General features: G+C 66.7%; 19 protein-coding genes. 6 read left to right on the forward strand and 13 right to left on the reverse strand.

Annotation, left to right across the window (positions count from 1 at the left end):
- Nucleotides 1-2: 2 nt before the first annotated feature.
- On the reverse strand, nt 3-1,904 hold the full coding sequence (gene dxs, locus HMPREF1137_RS07290) for a 1-deoxy-D-xylulose-5-phosphate synthase (RefSeq protein ID WP_007590483.1): 1,902 nt from the start codon (nt 1,902-1,904) through the stop codon (nt 3-5).
- A 134-nt stretch (nt 1,905-2,038) separates the two neighbouring features.
- On the opposite strand from dxs, the gene HMPREF1137_RS07295 reads away from it, so the two are divergent.
- Both HMPREF1137_RS07295 and HMPREF1137_RS07300 read left to right on the forward strand, forming a co-directional pair.
- The gene (locus HMPREF1137_RS07295; RefSeq protein WP_007590434.1) at nt 2,039-4,039 is read left to right on the forward strand and encodes an alpha/beta hydrolase family protein; all 2,001 of its coding nucleotides are present in this window, start codon (nt 2,039-2,041) and stop codon (nt 4,037-4,039) included.
- A 50-nt stretch (nt 4,040-4,089) separates the two neighbouring features.
- Entirely contained in the window at nt 4,090-5,877 is a 1,788-nt protein-coding gene (locus HMPREF1137_RS07300; RefSeq protein ID WP_007590396.1) for a chloride channel protein, read from the forward strand.
- Here the strand turns inward: HMPREF1137_RS07300 and HMPREF1137_RS07305 are convergent.
- Complete coding sequence (locus HMPREF1137_RS07305; RefSeq protein WP_007590481.1) at nt 5,874-7,223, reverse strand: class I SAM-dependent RNA methyltransferase; 1,350 nt, start codon at nt 7,221-7,223, stop codon at nt 5,874-5,876. The genes HMPREF1137_RS07300 and HMPREF1137_RS07305 overlap by 4 nt on opposite strands.
- Complete coding sequence (locus HMPREF1137_RS07310; protein ID WP_007590505.1) at nt 7,220-9,295, reverse strand: APC family permease; 2,076 nt, start codon at nt 9,293-9,295, stop codon at nt 7,220-7,222. The genes HMPREF1137_RS07305 and HMPREF1137_RS07310 overlap by 4 nt, the downstream gene beginning before the upstream one ends.
- Nucleotides 9,296-9,400: 105 nt before the next feature.
- Here HMPREF1137_RS07310 and HMPREF1137_RS07315 point away from each other — a divergent pair, with 105 nt between their 5' ends.
- Together HMPREF1137_RS07315 and HMPREF1137_RS07320 are read left to right on the forward strand one after the other, a co-directional pair.
- Nucleotides 9,401-10,051 carry a potassium channel family protein gene (locus tag HMPREF1137_RS07315; protein WP_207760487.1) on the forward strand — a complete coding sequence of 217 codons (651 nt, stop codon included), beginning with the start codon at nt 9,401-9,403 and terminating at the stop codon, nt 10,049-10,051.
- 2 nt (nt 10,052-10,053) lie between these two features.
- Complete coding sequence (locus HMPREF1137_RS07320; RefSeq protein WP_007590488.1) at nt 10,054-10,752, forward strand: potassium channel family protein; 699 nt, start codon at nt 10,054-10,056, stop codon at nt 10,750-10,752.
- Here HMPREF1137_RS07320 and HMPREF1137_RS07325 read toward each other — a convergent pair.
- Genes HMPREF1137_RS07325 through HMPREF1137_RS07340 form a run of 4 tightly spaced genes read right to left on the reverse strand, consistent with a single transcriptional unit; the run spans nt 10,701 to nt 12,695 of the window.
- Nucleotides 10,701-11,369 carry a DUF3159 domain-containing protein gene (locus tag HMPREF1137_RS07325; protein ID WP_034497276.1) on the reverse strand — a complete coding sequence of 223 codons (669 nt, stop codon included), beginning with the start codon at nt 11,367-11,369 and terminating at the stop codon, nt 10,701-10,703. The two genes, HMPREF1137_RS07320 and HMPREF1137_RS07325, sit on opposite strands and share 52 nt — an antisense overlap.
- A complete protein-coding gene (locus HMPREF1137_RS07330; RefSeq protein ID WP_007590497.1) occupies nt 11,369-11,749 on the reverse strand; it encodes an OB-fold nucleic acid binding domain-containing protein in 381 nt (126 codons plus the stop codon). Before HMPREF1137_RS07330 ends, HMPREF1137_RS07325 begins: the two co-directional genes overlap by 1 nt.
- Nucleotide 11,750: 1 nt before the next feature.
- Nucleotides 11,751-12,383 carry a DUF3710 domain-containing protein gene (locus tag HMPREF1137_RS07335; protein WP_007590503.1) on the reverse strand — a complete coding sequence of 211 codons (633 nt, stop codon included), beginning with the start codon at nt 12,381-12,383 and terminating at the stop codon, nt 11,751-11,753.
- A gap of 9 nt (nt 12,384-12,392) precedes the next feature.
- Complete coding sequence (locus HMPREF1137_RS07340; RefSeq protein WP_003792577.1) at nt 12,393-12,695, reverse strand: DUF4193 domain-containing protein; 303 nt, start codon at nt 12,693-12,695, stop codon at nt 12,393-12,395.
- Nucleotides 12,696-12,861: 166 nt separating this feature from the next.
- Here HMPREF1137_RS07340 and sepH point away from each other — a divergent pair, with 166 nt between their 5' ends.
- A complete protein-coding gene (sepH, locus tag HMPREF1137_RS07345) occupies nt 12,862-14,094 on the forward strand; it encodes a septation protein SepH (protein ID WP_007590493.1) in 1,233 nt (410 codons plus the stop codon).
- Between the two features lie 67 nt (nt 14,095-14,161).
- Here sepH and HMPREF1137_RS07350 read toward each other — a convergent pair whose 3' ends face one another.
- Both HMPREF1137_RS07350 and HMPREF1137_RS07355 read right to left on the reverse strand, forming a co-directional pair.
- Nucleotides 14,162-15,310, reverse strand: coding sequence for an alkaline phosphatase family protein (locus tag HMPREF1137_RS07350; protein WP_007590538.1), 1,149 nt, complete (start codon nt 15,308-15,310; stop codon nt 14,162-14,164).
- A complete protein-coding gene (locus HMPREF1137_RS07355) occupies nt 15,303-15,839 on the reverse strand; it encodes a DUF5998 family protein (protein WP_007590532.1) in 537 nt (178 codons plus the stop codon). The genes HMPREF1137_RS07350 and HMPREF1137_RS07355 overlap by 8 nt, the downstream gene beginning before the upstream one ends.
- 67 nt (nt 15,840-15,906) lie before the next feature.
- On the opposite strand from HMPREF1137_RS07355, the gene HMPREF1137_RS07360 reads away from it, so the two are divergent.
- Nucleotides 15,907-18,375 (forward strand): DNA gyrase/topoisomerase IV subunit A, encoded by a 2,469-nt coding sequence (locus tag HMPREF1137_RS07360; RefSeq protein ID WP_007590467.1) that lies wholly within the window; start codon nt 15,907-15,909, stop codon nt 18,373-18,375.
- 138 nt (nt 18,376-18,513) lie between these two features.
- Here the strand turns inward: HMPREF1137_RS07360 and HMPREF1137_RS07365 are convergent, their stop codons facing one another.
- The 4 genes from HMPREF1137_RS07365 to HMPREF1137_RS07380 form a co-directional block, all read right to left on the reverse strand.
- Nucleotides 18,514-19,464, reverse strand: a complete 951-nt coding sequence (locus HMPREF1137_RS07365; RefSeq protein ID WP_034497280.1) for a PfkB family carbohydrate kinase — start codon at nt 19,462-19,464, stop codon at nt 18,514-18,516.
- A complete protein-coding gene (locus HMPREF1137_RS07370) occupies nt 19,457-20,923 on the reverse strand; it encodes a sugar porter family MFS transporter (protein WP_007590525.1) in 1,467 nt (488 codons plus the stop codon). Before HMPREF1137_RS07370 ends, HMPREF1137_RS07365 begins: the two co-directional genes overlap by 8 nt.
- Nucleotides 20,924-21,142: 219 nt before the next feature.
- Nucleotides 21,143-22,165 carry a GNAT family acetyltransferase gene (locus HMPREF1137_RS07375; protein ID WP_007590544.1) on the reverse strand — a complete coding sequence of 341 codons (1,023 nt, stop codon included), beginning with the start codon at nt 22,163-22,165 and terminating at the stop codon, nt 21,143-21,145.
- An 18-nt stretch (nt 22,166-22,183) separates the two neighbouring features.
- Nucleotides 22,184-23,122 (reverse strand): GNAT family N-acetyltransferase, encoded by a 939-nt coding sequence (locus tag HMPREF1137_RS07380; protein ID WP_007590398.1) that lies wholly within the window; start codon nt 23,120-23,122, stop codon nt 22,184-22,186.
- Between the last annotated feature and the right edge of the window lie 30 nt (nt 23,123-23,152).

Consider the following 23,152-nt stretch of genomic DNA (forward strand, 5'->3'; position numbering starts at 1 on the left):
ATCTAGCGCTCGCCGATTCGCTCGACGAGCTCGCGGGCCGCGCGTTCGATGCCGTCCGCGTCGAAGCCGAACTGCGCGATCATGGCCGCGCGGTCGCCGTGCTCGGGGAATCCCTGCGGCACGCCCAGGCAGCGCACGGGAACACCCGTCTCCGCGACCGCGTCGCGCAGCGACCAGCCGAAACCGCCCTGGACGATACCGTCCTCGACGCTCACGACGCAGTCGTAGTCCCACGCCAGCGTCGCCAGATCCGGGCAGATGGGGATCATCCACTGCGGGTCCGCGACCGTGACGCTCACGCCGTCGGCCGACAGGCGACGCGCGGCCTCGATCGCATCGGGCGCGCAGGCGCCGGTGCCCACGATGAGCACCCGAGCGCGTGAATCAGCCACTGCCTCGTCGAAGAGGATGTCCACTCCCCCAACGCTGCGTAGTGCTGGCATGGGCTCGGGCAGCGATCCCTTGCGATACCGGATGACGGTGGGAGCATCATCGACGTCGAGCGCCTCACGAAGGCGTGCGCGCAGCGTCTCCTCGTCGCGGGGAGCTGCCAGACGCAGGCCCGGGATCATCGAGCACATCGCGATGTCCCAGACACCGTTATGCGAGGCGCCGTCCGCGCCCGTCACGCCCGCGCGGTCCAGTACGAAAGTGACGCCCGCGCGGTGGAGGGCGACGTCCATGAGAAGCTGGTCGAAGCCTCGGTTCAGGAAGGTCGCGTAGAGCGCCACGACGGGGTGCGCGCCCTGGTAGGCCATGCCGGCGGCGGAGGCGACGGCCTCGGCTTCGGCGATACCGACGTCGATCACGCGACCCGGGTAAGCCTCGTGCATGGGGCCAAGGCCCACGGGACGCATCATCGCGGCCGTAATGCCGACGATGTCATCGCGTGAGGCGGCCTGAGCGCAGATCTCATCGGCAAAGACTCCCGTCCAACCGAAGCGCTCGGGGGCGACCGGAAGCCCGGTCTCGGGGTGAATCGGGCCGACCGCGTGGAAGCGGTCAGCGATATCTTCCTCGGCCGGCGTGTAGCCGCGGCCCTTTTCGGTGATCATGTGGACGAGGACCGGCTCGTCGAGGGAGCGACCGCGGCGCAGAGCGGTCTCCACCGCCGCGATGTCGTGGCCGTTCACGGGGCCGATGTACTTCAGGCCCAGGTCTTCGAACATAACCTGGGGCATCAGCGCGTCCTTGATGCCCGATTTCAGGCCGTGCAGCGCGTCGTAGGCCGCGCGTCCCGGCGTACCGTGGCTCAGCAGGTGCTGTTTGCCCCACGCCAGAGCCTTCTCGTATCTGGCGGAGGTGCGCAACGCGTCCAGGTGAGCCGCGAGACCGCCGATCGTCGGCGCATAGGAACGACCGTTGTCGTTGACGATAATCATGATGCGGCGGTTTTTCGCCGTCGCGATGTTGTTGAGTGCCTCCCAGGCGAGGCCTCCCGTCAGCGCGCCGTCGCCAATGACACCCACGGTCCAGGTGCGATCCCCCTGGCGATGCTTCTCACGCGAGATGCCATCCACCCATGCGATCGACGCCGACGCATGCGAGGACTCGACGACGTCGTGCTCAGACTCACCGCGCGACGGGTAGCCGGACAGGCCTCCCGGGCAACGCAGCGAGGAGAAATCTTGACGTCCGGTGAGGAGCTTATGCACGTACGCCTGGTGGCCGGTGTCAAAAATGATCGTATCCTGCGGGGAGCGGAACACCCGGTGCAGGCCGATCGTCAGCTCGACAACGCCCAGGTTCGGGCCGAGATGCCCGCCCGTGCGCGACACGTTGTCAATCAGGAACGCGCGAATTTCCGCCGCCAATTCGTCCAGCTGCTCGCGTTCCAGGCGACGCAGTTCCCGCGGTGCGCTGCAGCGCGACAGCAGGTCGCGTGACTCTCGTGTTCCAGACATGAGAACCAGTGTAGTTGCCGAAGCGTCTCATCTACAGATCAAAGTGCATGTCAGGTACGTTCGGCCCGCGCAGGCGACAAGCGCGCGCACTAAGATAGGTGGTGTTGGCTCGCCGTACCGCTTAAGGAGGCACTATGTCCGTCACCGTCGCACCCCACGGCCTGTGGAAGTCCCCCATTTCGGGCGATTCTTTCACTGCCCGTTCGGTCACGCTCTCCCAGGTTCGCGTCGACGGACCCGACACCTACTGGGTCGAGGGGCATCCGCGCCAGGGCGGACGTGGGACGCTGCTGCGCCGTCGCGGTACGGGGGAAACGGGCGAGGTCCTGCCTCTCATCGACGGTTCCCGCCTGCCCGATGTCGGCACGCGCGTGCACGAGTACGGCGGCAAGGCATACGCCGTTCACCACGGCGTCATCGTGTTCTCCGATCAGACCGACGGCCGCGTCTACACCTTTGATACGGCCGATCCACGCCGCGTCGTGCGTCCCCTGACGACCCTGTCGAAGGTCCGCTACGGCGACTTCTGGATCGCCGACGTGCGCGACCTCGTGTACGCGGTGGCCGAGGACCACTCCGCCCCGGGCGAGCCCGTCAACAAGATTGTCGCTATCCCTCTCGATGGCTCCGCCGCCCGCGACGACAGCGCAATCATCACGGTGTTTGAGGGCACGGACTTCGCTCAGGCGCCGACCGTCTCCCCCGACGGCACGAAGATCGCCTGGATCACGTGGAACCACCCGAACATGCCGTGGACGTACTCGCAGCTGCGTGTCGCGTCCCTGACGTTCGAGGGTGCCATCGATCAGGAGGTCGTCCTGGTGGATCGCCCGGGCGTATGCGTCTACGAGCCCCGCTGGACGCTCGACGGCGATCTCATCCACGTGGATGACTCCTCTGGCTGGGCGAACCTGTACCGCACCCAGGGCTTCGTGTGGCAGGAGGGCGAGGACCTGAACGCGTGGACCTCGCGTCTGCGCACTCGCGCGCTGCACCCGGGACCTCACGCGTTCTCGCACCCACACTGGCAGCTCGGCCTGCACTCCTACGACAACTACGACAACGACTACCTCGTGTGCTCGTGGGCCGAGGACCAGGTCTGGCACATCGGTACCGTGCGCATCGATAACGGCATGGCCGAGGAGTGGGCAACCGGTTGGTGGCCCATCGGGAACGTCGCCGCTGCGGATGGCCGCGTCGTCTTCCTCGCTGATTCCGCGACGCACACTCCCGCGATCATCGAGGTGTCGCGTGGCAAGACCAAGGTGCTGCGTCCCTCGTCGGAGGCCGAGGTGCCCACCGCCCTCGTCTCCACGGCTGAGATGCTCACCTGGAAAACCTCGGACGGCGAGGAGGCTCACGGCTTCTACTACGCGCCCGTGAACCCCGAGTTCACCGCCCCCGAGGGCGAGCTGCCACCGCTCATCGTCAACGTGCACGGCGGACCGACTGACGCAGCGCGCCCCGGCCTACAGGTTCCCTTCCAGTATTGGACCAGCCGCGGCTTTGCGGTTCTGGACGTAAACTTCCGTGGGTCGACGTCCTTCGGCCGTCCCTACCGTGAGCGCATCAACGGCAACTGGGGCGTCATGGACGTTCAGGACTGCATCGACGGCGCTCAGTACCTCATCGATCTGGGCCGCGTCGATCCGAAGCGAATCGCGATCCGTGGTCGTTCTTCCGGTGGCTTCACCGTGCTCAACGCGCTTGCCTCCTCCGACGTGTTCACCGCCGGTGCGTCGTTCTCGGGCATCGCCGACCTGGTGAAGTTGAAGGAAACCAGCCACAAGTTTGAGTCGCACTACGACGCGATTCTGCTCGGCACCGATGACACCTCCGACCCGGTGTGGGCGCAGCGTTCGCCCATCAACCGTGTCGGTGATATTAAGGCGCCGCTCATGCTTCTGCAGGGCACCGACGACCCGGTCGTTCCCGCCTCGCAGGCCCAGGAGATGTATGAGGCGCTGCGCGCCAACGGTAACGCGGTCGCCCTCAAGCTCTACCAAGGAGAGGGACACCTCTTCCGCTCGGCCATCAACATCAAGGATGCGTGGCAGTCGGAGCTGGCCTTCTACAGGACCGTCTGGGGCATCGCCACTGACGCCCCCATTCACGTGGAGATCGCAAACCTGTGACACCTCTTAGTCAGTCCCCGCAGCCAGAGGAACCGGCTGCGGGGACTCGCTTGCGCATCGGCCATACGGTCGCCGCGCATCGTTCCCTGCTCGGCGTCGCCTCCGCACTCGTTGGCGCAGTCGTCGGCGCAGCAGCCGTCGTCTTTAACCTCGCGATTCGCGCGTGGACGTGGGTCTCCACCGGCTTCGACGAGTACACGACCCACGTCGGCCAGTCGCACGGCGTGTGGGGCTGGGCGCCCTGGCTCTTCCTGCTTCTCTCCCCCGCCATCGCCGGCCTGCTGTACGGGCCGCTCATCCAGCGTTTCGCGCCCTCGGCAAAGGGACACGGCATCCCCGAGGTGATGCTCGCAGTGCGCCGTAAGGGTGGGCGCATCCCGGGGCGCGTCGCGGTCGTCAAGATCCTGGCCTCGGCCCTCACCATCGGCTCGGGCGGATCGGCTGGCCGCGAGGGCCCGATCGTGCAGGTGGGCGCGTCACTGGGATCCACCATCGCGTCGTGGCTGCGCATGCCCGTCTCCCGCGTGGTCCTGTTGGCCTCGTGCGGATCGGCGGCCGGCATTGCGGCCACATTCCACGCTCCCCTCGCTGGCGCGGTGTTCGCCCTCGAGGTGATCCTCGTCGAGTTCACGGCCGAGACCTTCGGCTTCGTCGTGCTCTCAGCCGTGACCTCCTCGGTGGTCGCGCGCATACTGCAGGGCGATGAGATGGTCATTCGCGTCGCCGACAACCTGACCTTCGCGTCAATGTCGGACATCTGGTGGGTGGCGCTCCTCGGCCTCGTCGCGGGGCTGTGCGGCCTCGGTTTCTCGAAGCTCCTGTATGCCTCGGAGGACGCAATCGACTGGCTGTGGGCACGCACGCACCTGCCGGAGTGGGCGCGTCCGGGCGTGCTCGGCCTCGCCCTCGGCGCGGCACTCGTTGCTTTCCCGTACATGTTCGGCTCGGGCTATCCGCTCGAGGAGGAGGCAATCGCGGGGAACTACTCGATCGCGTTCCTGCTGGCCCTCATGCTGGGCCGCGCTGTGTTCACGTCGTTCACGATTGGTATGGGCGGTTCGGGCGGCGTCTTCGCGCCCACGCTATTCATCGGCGCGATGGCGGGCGCCGCCTTCGGAGATCTCGTCTCTCCCCTGTCCGATTCTCCCGTCGGCGTGTTTGCCGTGGTGGGCATGGGAGCCGCCTTCGCGGGTGCCGCGCGCGCCCCGATGACGGCGGTCCTCATCATCGTGGAGATGACCGGCCAGTTCTCGTTGATCCTGCCGATGATGCTCGCGGTCGTGATCGCGACGGGTGCGTCGCGTTTCCTGACTCGCGCGACAATCTACACGGAGAAGCTGCGCCGACGCGGTGATGTGCTCGACGACCCGGTCGAAGGCACCCTGCTGGGTACTCGCGCGGCGTCCGAGTGGATGACGGAGGCGCCAGAGACACTCTCGTACCGGGCGAGCGCCGCGTCAGGGATTGCCGCCCTGCGCCGCACGAAAGAAACGGTTCTGCCCATCGTTGATGAAGAGGGGCACTTCATCGGCCTCGTGTCGTCGCTGCGCCTGGCTGAGCTCACGCAGGAGGACGGATCGCTGGACGCTCCCCTGTCGGATTTGCCTCTCATCGACGAGGCCGTGGCAGCCTCCGCTCCCCCGTCCGAGGTTCTCGGTGCGCTGCGGCGCACAGGCCTGCAGTCGCTGCCCGTCGTGGATGAGGATCGCCAAGTCATCGGCTGGGTGTCCGAGCGCGACCTGGTGGATCGCATGTACCGCGATCAGCGCCGCGCGATCGAGGCCCGCACGCAGACGTCGTGGGGCTCGCGCATGCAGGAGCGCAGGAAGACCCGCTAGCGGCTCAGGACCGAAACCATCTCCACGTGGTGGGTGTGGGGGAAGAGGTCCCAAGCTTGCAGTGACTCGAGCTCGTATCCGGCCTCGGTGAGGGTACGCAGGTCGCGTGCGCCCGCCGCCGGGTCGCATGACACCAGGACGACACGAGGGGCACCCGTGGCGGCGATTGCCACGCACACCTCGGCTCCCGCGCCGGCACGCGGCGGGTCAGCCACGACAACGTCCGGCACCGTTCCCAGCTGGCCCGACAGGTCGACGACTCCCTCACGATCAACGTTTCCGGCGAACGCGTCCACCCAGTCGAAGGCAGCAAGGTTCTCGCCGGCGTCACGCACGGCGCCCTCGTCACCCTCGAGCGTCACAACGCGCCCCGACTCGCCGACGGCGCGCGCGAGCGGCACGGAAAAAAGACCCGCGCCCGAGTACAGCTCCATGACCGCACGCCCAGCCCCGGCCTCGCCCGCGCCGAACGCAGCAGTCAGCACGGCGTTCGCAAGCACCTCAGCGCCGCGCACATGCGTCTGCCAGAAGCCGGAGGGACGCACGTAGTACGACTCAACGCCGGAGCCGACGGGCACATTCCAGCGCAACACGTCGGCGTCGATGCGCACGCCGTCGGCGGCGTACGTGTCCTCGCCGATGAGAACGACCGGATCGCCGCCTGAGGGGGCCACCGCGCGCACGCGGTCACCCGGCTTCCACAGGCGACGCCACGGCGTGTCCTGATCGAAGAGTCCGAGTTCGCGGATCGCGGGGACAGCCAGCGGCATGTCCTCGAGCGCGATCACGCGGCGACCGCGGAACTCGTGCATCCCGGCGCGGCCATCCGCGTCGATAACGACGTCAATGCGCGAGCGACGACCGGTGAGCGAATCGCCCGGATCCTCGTCACCGGGCGCAGGAGCGACACGCACTCCACCGAGGGCGTCCACGGCCTCGGACAGGGCCTCGCCGCCCACGCGACGCAGCTGCCCGGCAATCACGCGGGACTTCCAATCGCGCTGAGCAGCCGGGGTCAGGTGCGCGAGCTCCCCGCCTCCGACGCCTCCCGGACCGGCCTGGGGCCAGACGGACTCGACGCGGTCGGCCGAGGCCTCAACGACCTCAATGGCATCCGCCCACGCGAGCTTCTTCTGGACGGCGGTCACCCGCGCGCGGACGATCTCGCCGGGTGCCGCGTGGCGTACGAAGACGACGCGACCACTCTCATCGCGGGCGACACACGCGCCACCGTGGGCAGGCTCGCCAACGGTCAGCTGGAGGACCTCGCCGATCCCCTCGCGGGGCTGAGCGGATGCCGTGCGACGGCGCGGAGAGGGACGACGGCGGGACGGACGGGGACTCATTCGTTCTCCTCGGCGGGGCTTTCGCTGCGAGTGCCGCCGGGCTGCTCGGTACGGAACTTTGGTTCATCTGAAGGCGGGGCAACGCGCGCAAACGGGTCATTGACGCGCTGTCGGCCTTCCACGACGTCGTCCTCACCAAGCTGCCACGGGACGATCGTGATGACCACGCCGGGAACACCGAGGAGCGCGGCGCGCAGACGCAGGGCCGACTGATTGTGCACAAAGTTCTCCCACCAGTGAGAGACGAGGAACTGCGGCATGTAAACCACGAGCATCTCGGTGGGCATCGCGCGACGGCGCCCGCGCACGTACTGGAGGATGACCGAGGCGATGTCACGGTAGGGCGCAGACAGGAGCGTCAGCGGCACGGGAACGCCGGAGGCCTTCCACTGGCGGAGGATCTTGTTTTCTTCCTCGTCATCGGCGACGACGGAGACGAGCTCGATCGACGTCGGCGAGGACGCGCGAGCCGCCGCGATCGCTCGCATGGCGGGACGGGACAGGGAGGACACGAGGACGAGGGCGCGCACGCGGGTCGGCAGGGCGCGGCGCGCGTTCCAGTCGTCCACGCGCAGCTGCGAGCGGATCGTCTCGTAGTGGCGGTGAATCGAAATCTGGATACCGAAGGCAACAGCGATCATCAGCAGGGTGATCCACGCGCCGTGCGTGAACTTCGTGGCCAGGACGATGATGAGCACGAGGCCGGTCATCATGAAGCCGACGATGTTGACGGCGCGCGAGCGCAGGACGGACATGCGTTCCTGACCGGACTGGCGCGTGCGCAGCTGCCGGTTCCAGTGCTTGATCATGCCCAGCTGCGAGAGCGTGAAGGAAATGAAGACACCGACAACGTAGAGCTGGATGAGGCGCGTCGTCTGCGCTTGGAAGCCGACGATCAGCGCGATCGCGGCGACCGTCAGAACGACGATGCCATTCGAGTACGACAAGCGGTCGCCGCGGCGCACCATCTGGTGGGGCAGGAAGGAATCGCGCGACAGGACGGATGCCAGCGTCGGGAAGCCGTTAAACGCCGTATTGCCCGCGAGCACCAGAATGAAGCCGGTGACAACGGTGATGAGGATGAAGAGGATCGATCCCTGACCGAACACCGCGGAGGCGATCTGCGAGATTGCCGGATCGATCGGCGTGTTCTCCGGGACGGGCGCGCCCTGGTAGGTCAGCTGGGTCGCGGCGTCGTCGACGATCTTCACGCCGGTCGCGCGCGCCAGCACAAGGATCGAGATCATCATTGAGGCGGCAATCAGACCGAGCATCGCCAGCGTGGTCGCCGCGTTGCGGGACTTGGGGCGGCGGAACATGGGCACGCCGTTGGAGATGGCCTCAACGCCGGTGAGAGCCGCGCAGCCCGAGGAGAAAGCGCGCATGAGCAGGAAGGCTCCCGCGAGCCCTGCCAGGCCGTCCGCGTGGCCGGGCGCAGTCACGAGGTCGTAGGCGGCGGTGGGCGACTCGCCGAGGTGCCCCGTCGCCATCTTCGCGAAACCGACGACGACCATGAGGCCGATGGCCCCCATGTACAGATACGTGGGCACGGCGAACGCTCCGCCGGCCTCGCGCGTGCCGCGCAGGTTCAGGGTCGCCAGGATGACGACGAGCGCTACCGCGATCGGCACCTCATGGCCGAGGAGAGCCGGGACGGCGGTCGTGATGTAGCTGGCGCCCGACGAGATCGAGACGGCAACCGTCAGGATATAGTCGACCAGCAGTGCCGAGGCCACGAGCAGGCCCCAGGAACGGCCCAGGTTCGTGGTGACGACCTCGTAATCGCCACCGCCCGACGGGTAGGCGTGCACCGTCTGACGGTACGACGCGACCACGACCGCAAGCACGATCGCGACGACGACGCCCACCCACACGGACTGAAGCGCGGCCATCGAACCGGCGAGTGCGAGGGTAAGGAGGACTTCGTCGGGCGCGTAGGCGACCGAGGAGAGCGCGTCCGACGCGAAGATCGGCAGGGCGATGCGTTTGGGGAGAAGCTGGTGGCCCATCGCGTCCGATCGCATCGGGCGCCCGATGAGCACGCGCTTTGCGTAGGCCAACAAGTTCGTCACGGTTGTTAAGCGTAGTCCACCTGACGGTCCAGTGGCAGCGGCGAAGCGCACACTTGGCTATTACGCGAGGACCGGAGTACTTTGGTAGTCGTGCACTTTGTGATCATGGGTTGCGGGCGCGTCGGCGCTCGCCTGGCATCAACGTTGGACGCTGCGGGCCATTCCGTGGCGGTTATTGACCAGGATTCCAAGGCTTTCTCGCGCCTCTCCCCGGACTTTTCCGGTCGTCGCGTGACGGGCGTGGGCATGGACCGCGACTGCCTGCGTCAAGCGAACATCAAGGACGCGTATGCGTTTGCGGCAGTCTCGTCGGGTGATAACTCGAACATTATCGCCGCGCGCGTCGCACGTGAGGTCTTCCACGTCGAGCACGTGGTCGCGCGCATCTACGACCCGACGCGCGCCTATCTGTACGAGCGCCTCGGCATTCCGACGGTCGCCTCGGTGCAGCGCACCACCGAGTCGGTGATGCGCCGCCTGCTCCCTCCGGATGCATCGCTCATCTGGTCCCACCCAACCGGCGAGGTCGGCCTCGTGAACGCGACACCTTCCCCCGGATGGTACGGCCTGAGTTTCCAGGTCGTCGAGGAGCTCACGGGCTGCCGCATCGTCTTCACATCGCGCTTGGGATCCATCCGCACCGCGTCGCCGGACCTCGTGGTCCAGGAGCATGATCAGCTGTACTTCGCGATCAACGGGACCGAGACCGCGCAGTTGCGCGACCAGTTGGCTAACTCGCCCAAGACGGAGGTGTGAGCATGAAGATTGTGATTGCTGGAGCCGGATCGGTGGGCCGCAGCGTCGCCCTGGAACTGCTCGCTCACGGACACGACATCACCCTGATCGACAACATGCCCGAGAAGCTGCGCATCTCGTCCGTGGCAGACGCGGACTGGGTGCTCGCCGACGCGTGCTCGCCTGACGCGCTGCACGACGCGGGCGTGGACGAGGCCGACGTGATGGTCGCCGCGACCGGCGACGACAAGGCGAACCTGGTCATCTCCCTGCTGGCCAAGACCGAATTCGCGGTCCCCCGCGTGGTTGCTCGCCTGAACAACCCGAAGAACGAGTGGCTGTTCGATCAGGCGTGGGGCGTGGATGTGTCCGTGTCGACGCCGCGCATTATGACATCCCTCGTCGAGGAGGCGGTGTCGGTGGGCGTTCCGGTGCGCCTGTTCTCCTTCAACACGGCCGCCGTGTCGATGCACGCGCTCATCCTGCCCGAGGATTCCCCGGTTGTGGGCAAGCGCGTCCATTCCCTGGCGCTGCCGGCCCGTTCGGTCCTCGCCGCGCTCCTACGCGACGGCCGTCCGATCACGCCAAGCGCCGACGACGTGTTCGAGGCCTCCGATGAGCTTCTGCTTCTCGTGCCCGATGCGGACACCGCCGAGCTGGAGGACCTGCGTCAGTTGGTCGCTTCCCCGGAGTCGGAGGAATCATCGGAGGACGAGGAGTAACGGCGCAGGCCCCACCACGTGGCCCAGGCGCCGAGCCCGAAGAGCGGCAGGCCGAGGATCAGCTTGGCCACGCCGAGCGCCGCGACCTGTCCGCCGAGCCAGAGGGGTGCCTGGACGAGGACGCGCAGCGCGAAGATACCGGCCCACATCCACGTCAGCAAGCTGCAGCTGCGGCGCAGGTCCGCGTACGTGGGGTCTGACTGCCACCCCTTGGGCAGTCCGGTCAGCGGGCCGTAGAACTGGGCGACGAGGCCCCTCCTGAGCAGAACGGACACGGCGAATACGAGGGCCATGGCGATGTTCGTGACAATACCCCACGCGAAGTAATTCTCTCCGCGCCCCGTCGCGGCCGCGAAGATGACGCCGATGGCGACACCGAACAGCCCGGACAGTGCCTGTTGGAGCCCCTGGCGTTGAACGAGGCGGATCACGCAGGCAAGAAGCGCGACGCACAACGCCGCGATCAGCGTGGGGACGAGCGCACGCGTGGCCACGTACACGACAACGAACACGAGGCCGGGTGCGGTTGCTTCGATGACGCCGCGCGTGCCTCCGAGCGCGTCGGACCACGAGAAGTCATCGGAGGTTGCCTGACTCATCCAGCGTGGGGTCGGCATCAGCCTTCCCCCGCGATCACGCGATAGAGGGGGTTAATGATGACGAGGCGTTCGCCCACGCGACCGACGGTACCTTCGGCCTCGAGACGTTGGCCGACGCTGAGCCCGGGAATGGACGCGCGGCCAGGCCAGCGCAGCTCCAGGGTGTCAGTACCGTCGTACAGGGTCGCAACGAGGACGCGCTGGGCTCCCTCCTCGGGCGGGTACGTCATACCCAGCAGCGTGCCGAACACGAGCACATGAGAGCGGTCAGTCACGTCGCGGATGGGCGTGACCCCGCGGGCGGCGCGCGCCGAGTCCTCGTCAAGGGCAGCGTCCAGGGAACGCGTGTCCTTGTCGAGACCGAGTGCCGCGCCGACCCGAGCGATCCACGAGGCCATGTCAGGCTTCCTGGGCACCCGCAGGCAGGTGTACCGGGAGCAGCTCCAGGCGTGTGCGCGGGTGCTCATCGCGTCGCACGATGATGCGGTCGATGACCTTTTCGATCTCGACGCCGGCTTCCGCGTTCGCGGCGGCGGGGCCGAGGATGTCGATGCGGGCGAACCAGCGGTCGCCTTCGCGGCCGATGATGCGCATGCGCGAGGTCGCGGAGCGTCCGTCGGGCATCTGCATTGGCATGTCGACGAGGAGCTCGTTGCCGTAGCGCGTCGGGTAGTCGGCTACCTTGGCGCCCTGGTCTTCGAAGCCCTTGCGAATTTCTTCGCGCAGTTCCTCCCACACGCCACCGGAACGGGGCGCGGCGGCGACGCTCATCTGGATGCCGGAGCTACCGAGAACGACGAGGATCTGCAGGACGGTCGTTCCGTCGTCGGCGACCTGCGTGCGCAGCTGCATGCCCTGAACCGCGGGGAACAGGATGGATCCCATGTCGACGTAGCCGTCGGAGGCGTCGACCTCACCGTAGTTGCGAGGACCGGGCTCACTCCAGATGTCCGCATCTTCGTCGCTGAGGCGAGGCAGGACCTCGACCTCTTCGATGTCTTCTTCAGCGTTCTTCTTGTTGCGTCCGAACATCGTCCTACCTCACATCGCGCACTCGGTGCACACGGGGGCACCGTTGGCGTCCACGTGGTCGAGCTGCGACGCGTGGTGCACGAGGAAGCACTGCGAGCAGGTGAACTCGTCTTCTTGACGGGGAACGACGTGAACGGTCAGTTCTTCCTTTGACAGGTCAGCGCCAGGAAGCTCGAAATTCTCGGCGGCCTCGTTCTCGTCTTCCTCGATCTCGGCGGAGCCGGCGTCGTTGCGACGGGACTTCAGCTCCTCGATCGAGTCCTCTGCGACCTCGTCTTCGTTCTTGCGCGGCGCATCGTAATCGGTTGCCATGGTTCTCCCCTTTCGCCTCTCGAGCCGGTTTGCGCGAGTGGTCTATGCGCAGGGAGGATAACACTTGTGAGAGTAATGTGCCATCGTATGTGTGACACGCGCCCAGCTACGCGACATTCTTTGCATTATTTGAGACGATTCGACCTAGACGTTTGAGGAGGAAGTGATGATTGAGCTCGAATTGCTCGGGACCAGCGCCGATGGCGAGTCCCTGGTGCTCACCGATGCCCAGGGTGAACGCTATTCGGTGTTGATCTCGGACGAGCTCCGCGGTGCGACGCGCCGCGACCGTCCGCGGGTGGAGCTTGCTCCCGCTCGCCCTACCCTCGCTCCTCGTGACATTCAGGCCCTCCTGCGCGCTGGCGCAACTCCTCAGGAGATTGCGTCCGAACACGGAATGGAAGTCAGCGCGGTCGAGCGTTTTGAGGCTCCCGTGCAGGCCGAAAAAGATTATGCGCTCACCCGTGCGCGCGCCGTTCGCGTCGGCGAGGGTGGCCCGACGATGGGTGATCTCGTCGTCGATCGCCTGGCCGCACGCGGCGTCGACCCGGCTTCCCTGGAATGGTCTGCGACCCGCGAGGCCGGGGAGCCCTGGCAAATCATCGTGACCTTCGTGCAGGGCGCCGCAGAGCATGCGGCCCACTGGCATCTGTCGAATTCCGGCTCACTGGAGGCTATCGACCAAGAGGCTCAGTGGCTGACCGAGCAGGTGTCCGTCTCTCCGACGGCGTCGATCTTCACTCCCCTGCCTCGCACGGCTCCCACTCCGGATCCGGACGAGGAGGATCTGCGTAACCGCGAGGCAATCGTCGATCAGCTCAACGCCGTGCGCGGCAAGCGCCAGCAGATTGACCTGGATCTGGACGACGAGGTGGACGAGGAAGCCGAGTACTTGGCCGCAATCGCTGGCGAGGACGAGCCGGAGGTCACCGAACCCGACACGTCCACCGGTCCCATTTCGGCCCGCATCTATTCGCTCGCGTCGGCTCGCACGAAGTCTGAGGCACCGGCACAGACCTCCGAAGACGCGCTCTTCCCCGCGACCGGCCAGATTCCTTCGGCTCGCCCCGCCGCAACCGGCTCCATCCCCGTGGCTTCGCGGTCGCAGAAGAACGAGGCCCCGGCCTCGTCGGGCGTCCTGCCCTGGCTCTCCGATACCCCCGCTTCCTCCGAGGATGACACGGCAGATGAGCCCAAGGCTGAGGAGCAGTCGACGTCGGCGATTCCCATGAAGGCCGTCGCTCCCGTCGACACGGCTCCCGCGAAGGCGGAGGAAGGCGCAACGGGCGCCGTGCCGTCCCAGGGCGTCACGGGCTCGCGTATGGCCCGCGCGTCGTCGAAGAAGAACCGCAGGTCCGTGCCCAGCTGGGACGAGATCCTATTCGGCTCGAAGTCCTAAGCAATCGTTTGTCGTCGTGGCCGCTCTCCTCCGAGGGCGGCCACTGGTCGTATCTGAGCGAGTGCGCTCACGACAGCACGATGACGGGAATGCGCATTTCCGTGGAGGTGAGCGATCCATGCACACCGGGCATAGCAATCGCCGAAGCGCTTTGCGTGCGTGAGTCGACGACTCCACCCCGGCCTCGTGCGAGAACGAGGAAGTCTCCGATAACCGACGCACCGTCACCCGCACCGATAAGGGTGCTGATGTCGTCACCGGACACGACCCAGGCGCTCTCCCCCAGGACGTCGCGCCAGCGCGCCTCCACCTCGTCGGCGCGTCCTTCCTCGGCGTGGACGTGCACCGCGCGAGTTTCTCCCGCGATGATGCGCACGCCATCGCGCAGGGCGGGCGTGGATGCGACGTCGAGGATCTGCGTGGCGTCGACGTTGATCATGCCGTGGTCAGCCGTCATGACGGTGCGCACGCCCGCGGGCAGCGACCTCAACAGCCGGGCGAGGCCCGCATCGAACTCTTCGAGGCCACCGATCCAGCTGTCCGAGCCGACGCCCGAGCCGTGGCCGGCGTGGTCGATCTCGGACCAGTAGAGGTACACCACGGGCGTTCCCGCGCGCAGCTCGCGCAGGGCGGCGCTCACGCGTTCATCGAGCGTCTCCGCAGGCACGTGACGCGCTCCGCGCAGTGCGGCACCCGTCAACCCGGATCCCGCGAAACGAGCCGGCGAGATGACCGCCGAGGACACGCCCACCGCGGCGAGGCGTTCAAAGTACGTGGGGGTGGGCTGCCACTCGGTGGGCGCGGGCCCACCCTCCATGGCCAGCAGGTTCATGACGCCGCCACCGTAGGCGACGGAAAAGCCCACCATGTTGGTCGCACCCGGGCGAGCACCCGTCCCGAAAGCCGTGATGGCCGCGGCCGTCGTCGAGGGAACGACCGTGTGGATCGACCGCATGTCCCCGCGCAGCCGGCGCAACGTCGGGGTATGCCCGGCGTAGTCCTGGATCAGTTCGTACCCGAGGCCGTCAACCAGGATGAGGAGGACTTGCTCAGCCCCGTCCTCGATCCCGAGGGATGCAGCCGCCTGAGCAGATGCACCGGGCAAATCAGCATCAATCGACGAAAGGGCACCCGCGACGATGTCCGTGATGACCGGATCCCCCGCGCCGGGCAGGTCGGCGCCGGGCAGGTCCAGTGTCAGCGCGCGCTCACTCACTGCGGGTTCCCATCAGGCGCGCAAGATGATCGACGAAGACCATGGCCTCGTCGAGGGCATCCTGGCCGTCGGCGGCCGCAGAGATCCGGAAGGTCATATCGTCGGGGAAGGACGTGCCCGCCAGGCCGTGGTCGGCCATGCAATTGGGGTCATCGCAGCGAGCGGGCTCGAGCTCGAGGCGGCGCGCGCCCTTCAGGTCCAGCGCAATCGTCATCTCGGACAGGCCGCTCGCGTTCTCGGGGTCGGTGTAGACCTCCATCGTGGAGTATCCGGCGATGTCACCCACCCGATGCACAGCCGTCGCGATCGTCGCAGAGCCACCGTCCATCTCATCAACGTGCAGCTGGACGATGGCGCGGTCCGTCAGCGAGGCAACGGTCAGGTGCCGGAATACCGATCCGCGGTCGAAACCCGTATCCACCTGGCACAGCGTCGCCAGCGGCTCCGCGGCGCCCAGAGCCCGGCGCAGCGCGCGCTGCACCGCCTTGGGGTAGAAGCCCCCACGTTCGATACGGGTCCATGTGTCCATGCCCCAATTGTGCCCCGAAGCGGCGCGCCAGTCGAAATGAGCGCCAAGCCGCGCAATAATTGCGCGTATGGCTAAGAAGGACCAGGTCGTCGACATCCCTGAGAAGGACGAGAACATCACAGAGATCGACGTGTCCGATGAGATGCGTGGGTCCTTCCTGGAGTATGCCGTCTCCGTGATCTACGCGCGCGCGCTTCCCGACGCGCGCGACGGCCTCAAGCCCGTACAGCGCCGCATCCTCTTCCAGATGGATCAGATGGGGCTGCGCCCCGACAAGGGACACGTGAAGTCCCAGCGCGTGGTCGGCGAGGTCATGGGTAAGCTCCACCCGCACGGCGATTCCGCGATTTACGAGGCCCTGGTGCGCCTCGCGCAGCCCTTCAACCTGCGCGTTCCCCTGGTCGATGGGCACGGTAACTTCGGCTCTCTGGACGACGGCCCGGCCGCCGCGCGTTACACCGAGGCACGCATGGCACCCGCCGCGCTGGACCTCGTGACGGGCCTGGACGAGGACACGGTCGACTTCGTCCCCAACTACGACAACCAGTTCATGCAGCCCGACGTCCTGCCGGCGGCCTTCCCCCAGCTCCTGGTCAACGGCGCCTCGGGCATCGCCGTGGGTATGGCGACGAATATCGCCCCGCACAACCTGTCGGAGACGATCGCGGGCGCCATTCACCTGCTGGATAACCCCTCCGCGTCCGTCGCCGACCTCATGCGCTACATTCCGGGTCCCGACCTGCCTGAGGGTGGCGTCATCGTCGGCCTCGAGGGCATCAAGGAGGCCTACGAGACGGGCCGAGGCGCGTTCAAGACCCGCGCGAAGGTCCAGATCGAGCGCGTGACCGCCCGCAAGATGGGCATCATCGTCACGCAGCTGCCCTACATGGTCGGTCCCGAAAAGGTCATCGAGAAGATCAAGGAAAACGCGAACGCGGGACGCCTGAAGGGCATTTCCTCGGTTCAGAATCTCACGGACCGCATCCACGGCCTGCGCCTGGTCATCGAGGTGAAGAACGGTTTCAACCCCGAGGCCGTGCTCCAGCAGCTCTACCAGCGCACGCCGCTGGAGGATTCCTTCTCGATCAACGCCGTGGCGCTCGTGGGCGGCCAGCCGCGCACGCTGGGCCTCAAAGAGATGCTGCAGGTCTTCCTGGATCATCGCCTTGATGTCACGACGCGTCGCAGCCGTTTCCGCCTGAAGAAGTGCGAGGATCGCCTGCACCTGGTCGAGGGCCTGCTCATCGCGATCCTGGATATCGACGACGTCATCGCCATCATTCGCTCCTCCGACGACGCGGAGATCGCGCGCGAGCGCCTCATGACGGCCTTCGACCTGTCCGAGGCGCAGGCGAACTACATCCTCGAGCTGCGCCTGCGTCGCCTCACGAAGTTCTCACGCATCGAGCTGGAGACTGAGCGCGACGAGCTGCTGGCGAAGATCGCGTCGCTGCGCGAGATCCTGGAGGATCCGGAGCTGCTGCGCGCGCTCGTGAAGAAGGAGCTGCGCGAGGTCTCGGATCGCCTAGGCACGCCGCGCCGCACGCTGCTGCTGGCCTCGACGGGCACGCCCGTGGGAGCCGCGTCCGACGATGCCGCACTGGCGGCCCTGCCGTCGGTGTCGCGTTCCGGCAAGGGCCTGGACCTGCAGATCCCGGATGACCCGTGCGTCGTGGTTTTGTCCTCCTCGGGGGCTCTCGCCCGCGTCGAGGGCGGGGATCCCCTTGAGCCCGGACCTCGCGCGGCGTCGGACGGCTGGCGCGTGCAGCTGCCGTCGACGGCCCGCTCGCAGGTAGCCGTGGTGACGGAGGACGGCATCGCCCACCGCATCGACGTCGTGGATCTGCCAGCACTCCCCCGCTTTGAGACGGGCCTGTCCCTTGCCGGGGCGATGCCTGCGTCACTCCTGCTGCACACGGACGTTCCCGCCGTGGGTCTGCTCGATCCCGAGGGCACCGATGTGGTCGCGATGGGCACGGCTCGCGGCACGGTCAAGCGCCTGCGCCCGGACGTGCTGCAGCGCGACGAGTGGGAGGTCATCGCCCTGGAGGATGGTGACCGTCTAGTGGGCTTCGATCGCTGCTCGGACGAGGCGGACCTGGTGTTTATTTCGTCGGACGCGCAGCTGCTGCGTACCCCCGCTGCGAAGGTTCGCCCGCAGGGTCGTACGGCCGGCGGCATGGCGGGTATGAAGCTGAACGCCGGTGCCGAGGCCTTGGGCTTCTGGGTGGTCGAGGCTCCCATCGACGCCGTCGTCGTGACTGTGGCCGCCGCTCTGGGCGCACTGCCGGGCACGGGCCAGACGACGGTGAAGGTGACGCCTTTCGAGTGCTACCCGGCGAAGGGCCGAGGCGGCCAGGGCGTGCGCTGCCAGCGCTTCCTGCGCGGTGAGGATCGACTCGATATCGCGTGGGTGGGCACGAAGCCGGCACGCGCCGCGTCCGCGGATGGTTCGCCCATTGAACTGCCCGCCGAGGACGAGCGCCGCGACGGCTCGGGCGTGCCGATCACCTTCGCGATCGCGTCGATCGGCTGACGCCCCCTTCTAGTCATGACGGTGGGGTGGCCGGGATTGCTCCCGGCCACCCCACCGTTTTCGTGATCCATGCGGATATGGGTGTGGGCCCAGCCAATCGGCCGGGCCCACACCCATCAGTTGAGGAACGCTCCCCCATCAGCCTCGCAGCGTCGGGTCGGCGGCCAGAATGCCGGCAACCTCCTCGCGCGTAGGCGAGTACGCGCCCTGGTGCAAGATGGTGATGCCGGAGGTGATGATGCCGCGGTGAATGGCGGGCAGGATCTGATCCCACGAGGCCTCGCGCAGGCGCTGCTTCGCCTCGGCCGAGCCCAGTAGACCCGCATCCACCAGGCCGGAGATCAGGCCGGCCATGAGCGAGTCGCCCGCGCCCACGGTGTCCACCAGCTCGACGTCGAGGGGATCGACGACGAGCATGTCACGCTCGGCGGCGGTCAGGATGTAGACACCCCACGGACCGCGTGTGCACAGGATCAGGGAGGGACCGGACTGCAGCCACTCGCGCAGGACGTCCTCGACGGGGCGGCCCGGGTACAGCCACTTCAGGTCCTCGTCCGACGCCTTGACAACGTCCGCGAGAGCCACGATCGCCTCGACGTGCGGGCGGGCCTCGTCGGGCGTGCCCAGGAGAGCCGGGCGGATGTTCGGGTCGTAGGACACGGTTCCGCGGATGGCCTGGCGCTTGACGGCGGCCAGGACCTTGTCAGCGCCGGGCTCGACGACGACCACGTAGGAGCCGGTGTGCACGTGTCCAACAGTGTCGGGATCCTCGACGGAGGGCACATCCCAGCACAGGTCGAACTCGTAGGTGGCGTGCCCCTTCTCGTCGACGGCAGCGTGAGCCACCGTGGTGAACTCGGCACCGTCGCTACCGGGCGTCAGGGTGACGCCGGCGGCCTCGGCGTGAGCGCGCACCTTGTCGCCGCGAGCGTCACGGGCGAACCACGTCGCCAGCTCGGATTCGTGGCCGAGCCGGGTCAGGCCGGCGGCAACGTTGAGCATCGATCCCCCGACAACCTCGACGGGTTCACTGTTTGGGCGGGTGATCTCATCGATGAGAGCTTCCCCGATGTTCACGATCCTAGTCATTGGTCAACCCCAGCTTCTCTTCCATTTCTTCGAGCGGAATGCCCTTGGTTTCGGGCATGACCTTCAGCACCCAGAATAGCTGACCAACCATCGCGAGGAAGAAGATTCCAAAAGCGTAGCCACCACCGAGTTTATCGGTGAGCACGGGGAAGGCGTAGGTGGTAATGAAGGCGAAGACCCAGTGCGTGAGCGAGCCCAGCGACTGGCCACGCGCGCGCACGCGGTTCGGGAAGATCTCGGAGATGAAGACCCAGATGACCGATCCCTGACCGAAGGCGTGGGAGGCGATGAAGCCGAGCAGGCCGAGGAGAATGAGCCACACGGGCGCCGCGCTACCCTCCTCGAAGTAGCCACCCTCGTAGGCGAACATCATGCCGGCGAGGAAGCCAAGCGAGATCAGGTAACCGATCGAGCCGACGATCATGAGCTGGCGGCGGCCAATACGGTCGATGACGGTGAGGGCGGCCATGGTGGCGATCAGGTTCATGAGGCCGACGATGACGGAGCCGATGTAGGGGAAAGCATCACCCAGCACGGCGGCGCCGCCGGCGAGCTTCATGACCTTGGGCGCGTAGTAGAGGATCGCGTTGATGCCGGAGAGCTGGTTGAACATCGCGATGCAGAAGGCCATGAGGATGACCTTGCGGTAGCGGCGCGTGAAGAAGGCGACCTTGCCGCCGGCGGCGTCCTCGGCGATCTGCGCCTTCATCTCGGCGATCTGCTCGCTGCTTTCTTCCTGCGTGGAGGTGAGGCGCTCGGAGATCTTCACGGCGCGTTCCTCGTGTCCGTGAGCCAGCAGCCAGCGCGGCGTCTCGGGGACGGTGGCCAGGAAGATGAGGAAGAAGACGGCGGGGACGGCCATGACGCCGAGCATCCAGCGCCACGCGGTGTCTTCGTGCGCAATCTCGCGGATGACCGCGTTGGAGGCGTAGGCCAGGAGGATACCGAAGACGATGTTGAACTGGACCAGGCCGACCAGGCGTCCGCGCACGCGGGCGGGGGCGATTTCGGCGGTGTAAATGGGAGCGACCACGGAGGACAGGCCGACGCCGACGCCGCCGAGGAAGCGGAACACCATGAAGAAGGTGATCGGGAAGGCGGACGAGGCCGAGACCGTGCCGTCAGCAGCTGTCACCAGGGTGGGCACAGGCGCCAGGGCCGTGGCCAGTGCACCCACGCCGAAGAGGATGCCGATCCAGAAGAGGATGGGTTTACGGCCAAAGCGGTCGGCGAGTTTTCCGGCGACGATAGCACCGCAGATCGTGCCAATGGTTGCAATGGCAACGATCATGCCCTCACCCATAGAGGAGAGCGCGTAGAGCTCGGTGAGCTTTTCTTCCGCGCCGGAAATGACCGCTGTGTCAAAGCCGAAGAGCAGGCCGCCGAGGGAGGCAACAATGGCGCTTCGAATGACCAGAGGCGGAATGGACTTGGTTGGTGCTGACGACTTCGTAGTCATGCTGGCTCCGCACTGTGGGGAAGGGACGCGCGTGGCGCCGAGGCCGCTCGTGGCCTCTGCTGGGAGCCTAAAAAATTAATTGGTCAGACAATTAGGACCTAGGGATCATTTATGTGAAAACTGAAAAGAAAACCGGAAGAAATGATCCCATCAGAGAGAAAAAAGTGACGACGCTAACACAAGAGGATGCGCGGAAACATCCACCATGCGAAACGACAGTCAGATCTCGATGGCGTAGAGCCTGGTCTGTCCCACCGTGCGGAAGCCCAGGTAGTCGTAGATGGCGAGCGCGCCCGTGTGGTTCGCAGACCCCACTCCCGTGCCCGCGCGATCCATACCGTCGCGCTTCTGCGCCCACATCGACGCGAGGATCAGGGCATCCGCAACACGGCTCTCACGCCACTGCGAGAGCACACCCATCTGATCGATGTACCCCTCGCGCCAGCCCAGAGCCGCCCAATCCTGCTCGTAACGCGAGGCCAGGAGGAAACCCGCGACGCGGGGGCGATCGCCCGTCCGGTCAACGGCGACGAAAGACCATTCGGGAGCAAAGGCCGTGCGCCCCTGCATCCACTGCTCCTGCGTCAGCGGAGGACGACCCCACTCGGACTCATTGAGCCGGTTTGCGGCGCGCAGAGCGGGCTCCTCCCACTGAGGTTCCCAGGCCTCGATGCTCATGTACGACCCAAGGTCGGGCACCGGCGGCAGGTCATCCAGGGAGGCACGCAGCTCGTAGTAGGTGCGCGCCCAACGGAAGCCGTGCACCTTCAGCTGAGCCTCAAGATCGTCCTGGCCGGCCTCGACGTGACAGGTGATCTGAGCCGGGGCGTCACCCTCGACACCAGCGAGCATCTGTCGGGCGGTACCCTCCTGCCAGTCGACGATCGCATTGCCGAGGCCGATGCGCCGGAAGTCGGGATCCACTCCCCCGACGCACACGCACTCCACGCGCCCGGGGAAACGAAGGACCACCTGCGCAAAGGCGACGATGCGACCGGCCGCGATACCCTTGCGGGCGATGCCGACGAGGCCTCGCCACTGCGATGCACCCGAGAGCATCTCCTCAACCTCGTCGGGGCTCGTGCGATACGGCGGGTTGTCGCGAGCCTCCATACGGGCGAAAAGAGCAGAAAGACCGACGTGGTGAGCTGCCGTCAGCTGCTCCCACTCGATCCCATGATGCTCGCCCGGGAAGGGGACGAACTCGGGGGCATTTGCTCGCTGCGCGAGAGGAATGCTCATGCTCGCCTCCTTCCGTCTCTACTGGTCGATCGTGTAATAAACCTCGGCGGCTTCATCGACGAAGCCCAGGTGCTCGTAGATATTATGCGCGCCATCGGGACTCGACATGTCGACATCCAGGCCGATACGGCACGCTCCCGAGGCCGACGCTGCCGCAACCGTGTGCCCCACGAGGGCCGTCGCCACAGAACGACCACGGTGAGCCTCCGCGACGCCCAGCAGGTAGACGTAGGCCTCCGGACGACCCGTTGCCACCCAGCGCTGCGCGGGGCGACCCGTGATCGCGTAGCCGACCACCTCGCCTTCAGAATCGACGGCGACGAAAGACCACCGCGGGTCGAAGTGGTTCATCGCATCGTCCCACCACAGGGCACGCAGTGGGGAACGGAACGCCTGCTGGAAAGCTTCCATATGGATGGCACGAATCTGATCCTGCGGAACCTGATTCCACGGCAGGATCCGGTAGCCGTGACGCGGCTGCGGTGCGACCTCGCCGCCCGCAAGGTCGCGGTACATCACCTGATAGGTGCGCTTGGCGAAGAAACCGGCCGCGATGTAGAGGCGGCGGCGGTCGGTCATGTGCGCGTCGACGAGATTCGAGATAGACACCGGCACCTCGGACTCGGCGCCGAATTCCTCGACGAGCATCTGTCGGGCGCGTCCATCCTGCCAGTAGAGCAGGGCGCGCCCCACACCTCGACCACGCCAGTGCGGGTGAATGAAGGCGCTGACGACGGCGGTCGCAGCCTCATGGATACCGCGCAGCACGCGCACGGACGCCACCGCGCAGATGTTTCGTTTCGCGTCGAGACCAACGATCGTGTCGACCCAGTCGCGTCCGTTCTCGCCCTCCATCATGTCCGCAATGTCCTCGACGGAGGTGCGCCGAATGGCGTTGTCGTCGTCTTCGATCAGGGAGATGAGTGCGTACACGGCGGGCGCGTCGCGGCCGATCATGGGCCGCCAGCGCAACCCGAGGTGATTGCC

The organism is Actinomyces sp. ICM39 (assembly GCF_000282935.1).
GTDB lineage: Bacteria > Actinomycetota > Actinomycetes > Actinomycetales > Actinomycetaceae > Pauljensenia > Pauljensenia odontolytica_B.

Bases quoted from the DNA above. Each gene is read 5' to 3' on its own strand.
- dxs (WP_007590483.1), bottom strand. From the start codon at position 1,904: ATGTCTGGAACACGAGAGTCACGCGACCTGCTGTCGCGCTGCAGCGCA.
- HMPREF1137_RS07295 (WP_007590434.1), top strand. From the start codon at position 2,039: ATGTCCGTCACCGTCGCACCCCACGGCCTGTGGAAGTCCCCCATTTCG.
- HMPREF1137_RS07305 (WP_007590481.1), bottom strand. From the start codon at position 7,223: ATGAGTCCCCGTCCGTCCCGCCGTCGTCCCTCTCCGCGCCGTCGCACG.
- HMPREF1137_RS07315 (WP_207760487.1), top strand. From the start codon at position 9,401: ATGGGTTGCGGGCGCGTCGGCGCTCGCCTGGCATCAACGTTGGACGCT.
- HMPREF1137_RS07320 (WP_007590488.1), top strand. From the start codon at position 10,054: ATGAAGATTGTGATTGCTGGAGCCGGATCGGTGGGCCGCAGCGTCGCC.
- HMPREF1137_RS07325 (WP_034497276.1), bottom strand. From the start codon at position 11,369: ATGCCGACCCCACGCTGGATGAGTCAGGCAACCTCCGATGACTTCTCG.
- HMPREF1137_RS07330 (WP_007590497.1), bottom strand. From the start codon at position 11,749: ATGGCCTCGTGGATCGCTCGGGTCGGCGCGGCACTCGGTCTCGACAAG.
- HMPREF1137_RS07335 (WP_007590503.1), bottom strand. From the start codon at position 12,383: ATGTTCGGACGCAACAAGAAGAACGCTGAAGAAGACATCGAAGAGGTC.
- HMPREF1137_RS07340 (WP_003792577.1), bottom strand. From the start codon at position 12,695: ATGGCAACCGATTACGATGCGCCGCGCAAGAACGAAGACGAGGTCGCA.
- sepH (WP_007590493.1), top strand. From the start codon at position 12,862: ATGATTGAGCTCGAATTGCTCGGGACCAGCGCCGATGGCGAGTCCCTG.
- HMPREF1137_RS07355 (WP_007590532.1), bottom strand. From the start codon at position 15,839: ATGGACACATGGACCCGTATCGAACGTGGGGGCTTCTACCCCAAGGCG.
- HMPREF1137_RS07360 (WP_007590467.1), top strand. From the start codon at position 15,907: ATGGCTAAGAAGGACCAGGTCGTCGACATCCCTGAGAAGGACGAGAAC.
- HMPREF1137_RS07365 (WP_034497280.1), bottom strand. From the start codon at position 19,464: ATGACTAGGATCGTGAACATCGGGGAAGCTCTCATCGATGAGATCACC.
- HMPREF1137_RS07370 (WP_007590525.1), bottom strand. From the start codon at position 20,923: ATGACTACGAAGTCGTCAGCACCAACCAAGTCCATTCCGCCTCTGGTC.
- HMPREF1137_RS07375 (WP_007590544.1), bottom strand. From the start codon at position 22,165: ATGAGCATTCCTCTCGCGCAGCGAGCAAATGCCCCCGAGTTCGTCCCC.
- HMPREF1137_RS07380 (WP_007590398.1), bottom strand. From the start codon at position 23,122: ATGATCGGCCGCGACGCGCCCGCCGTGTACGCACTCATCTCCCTGATC.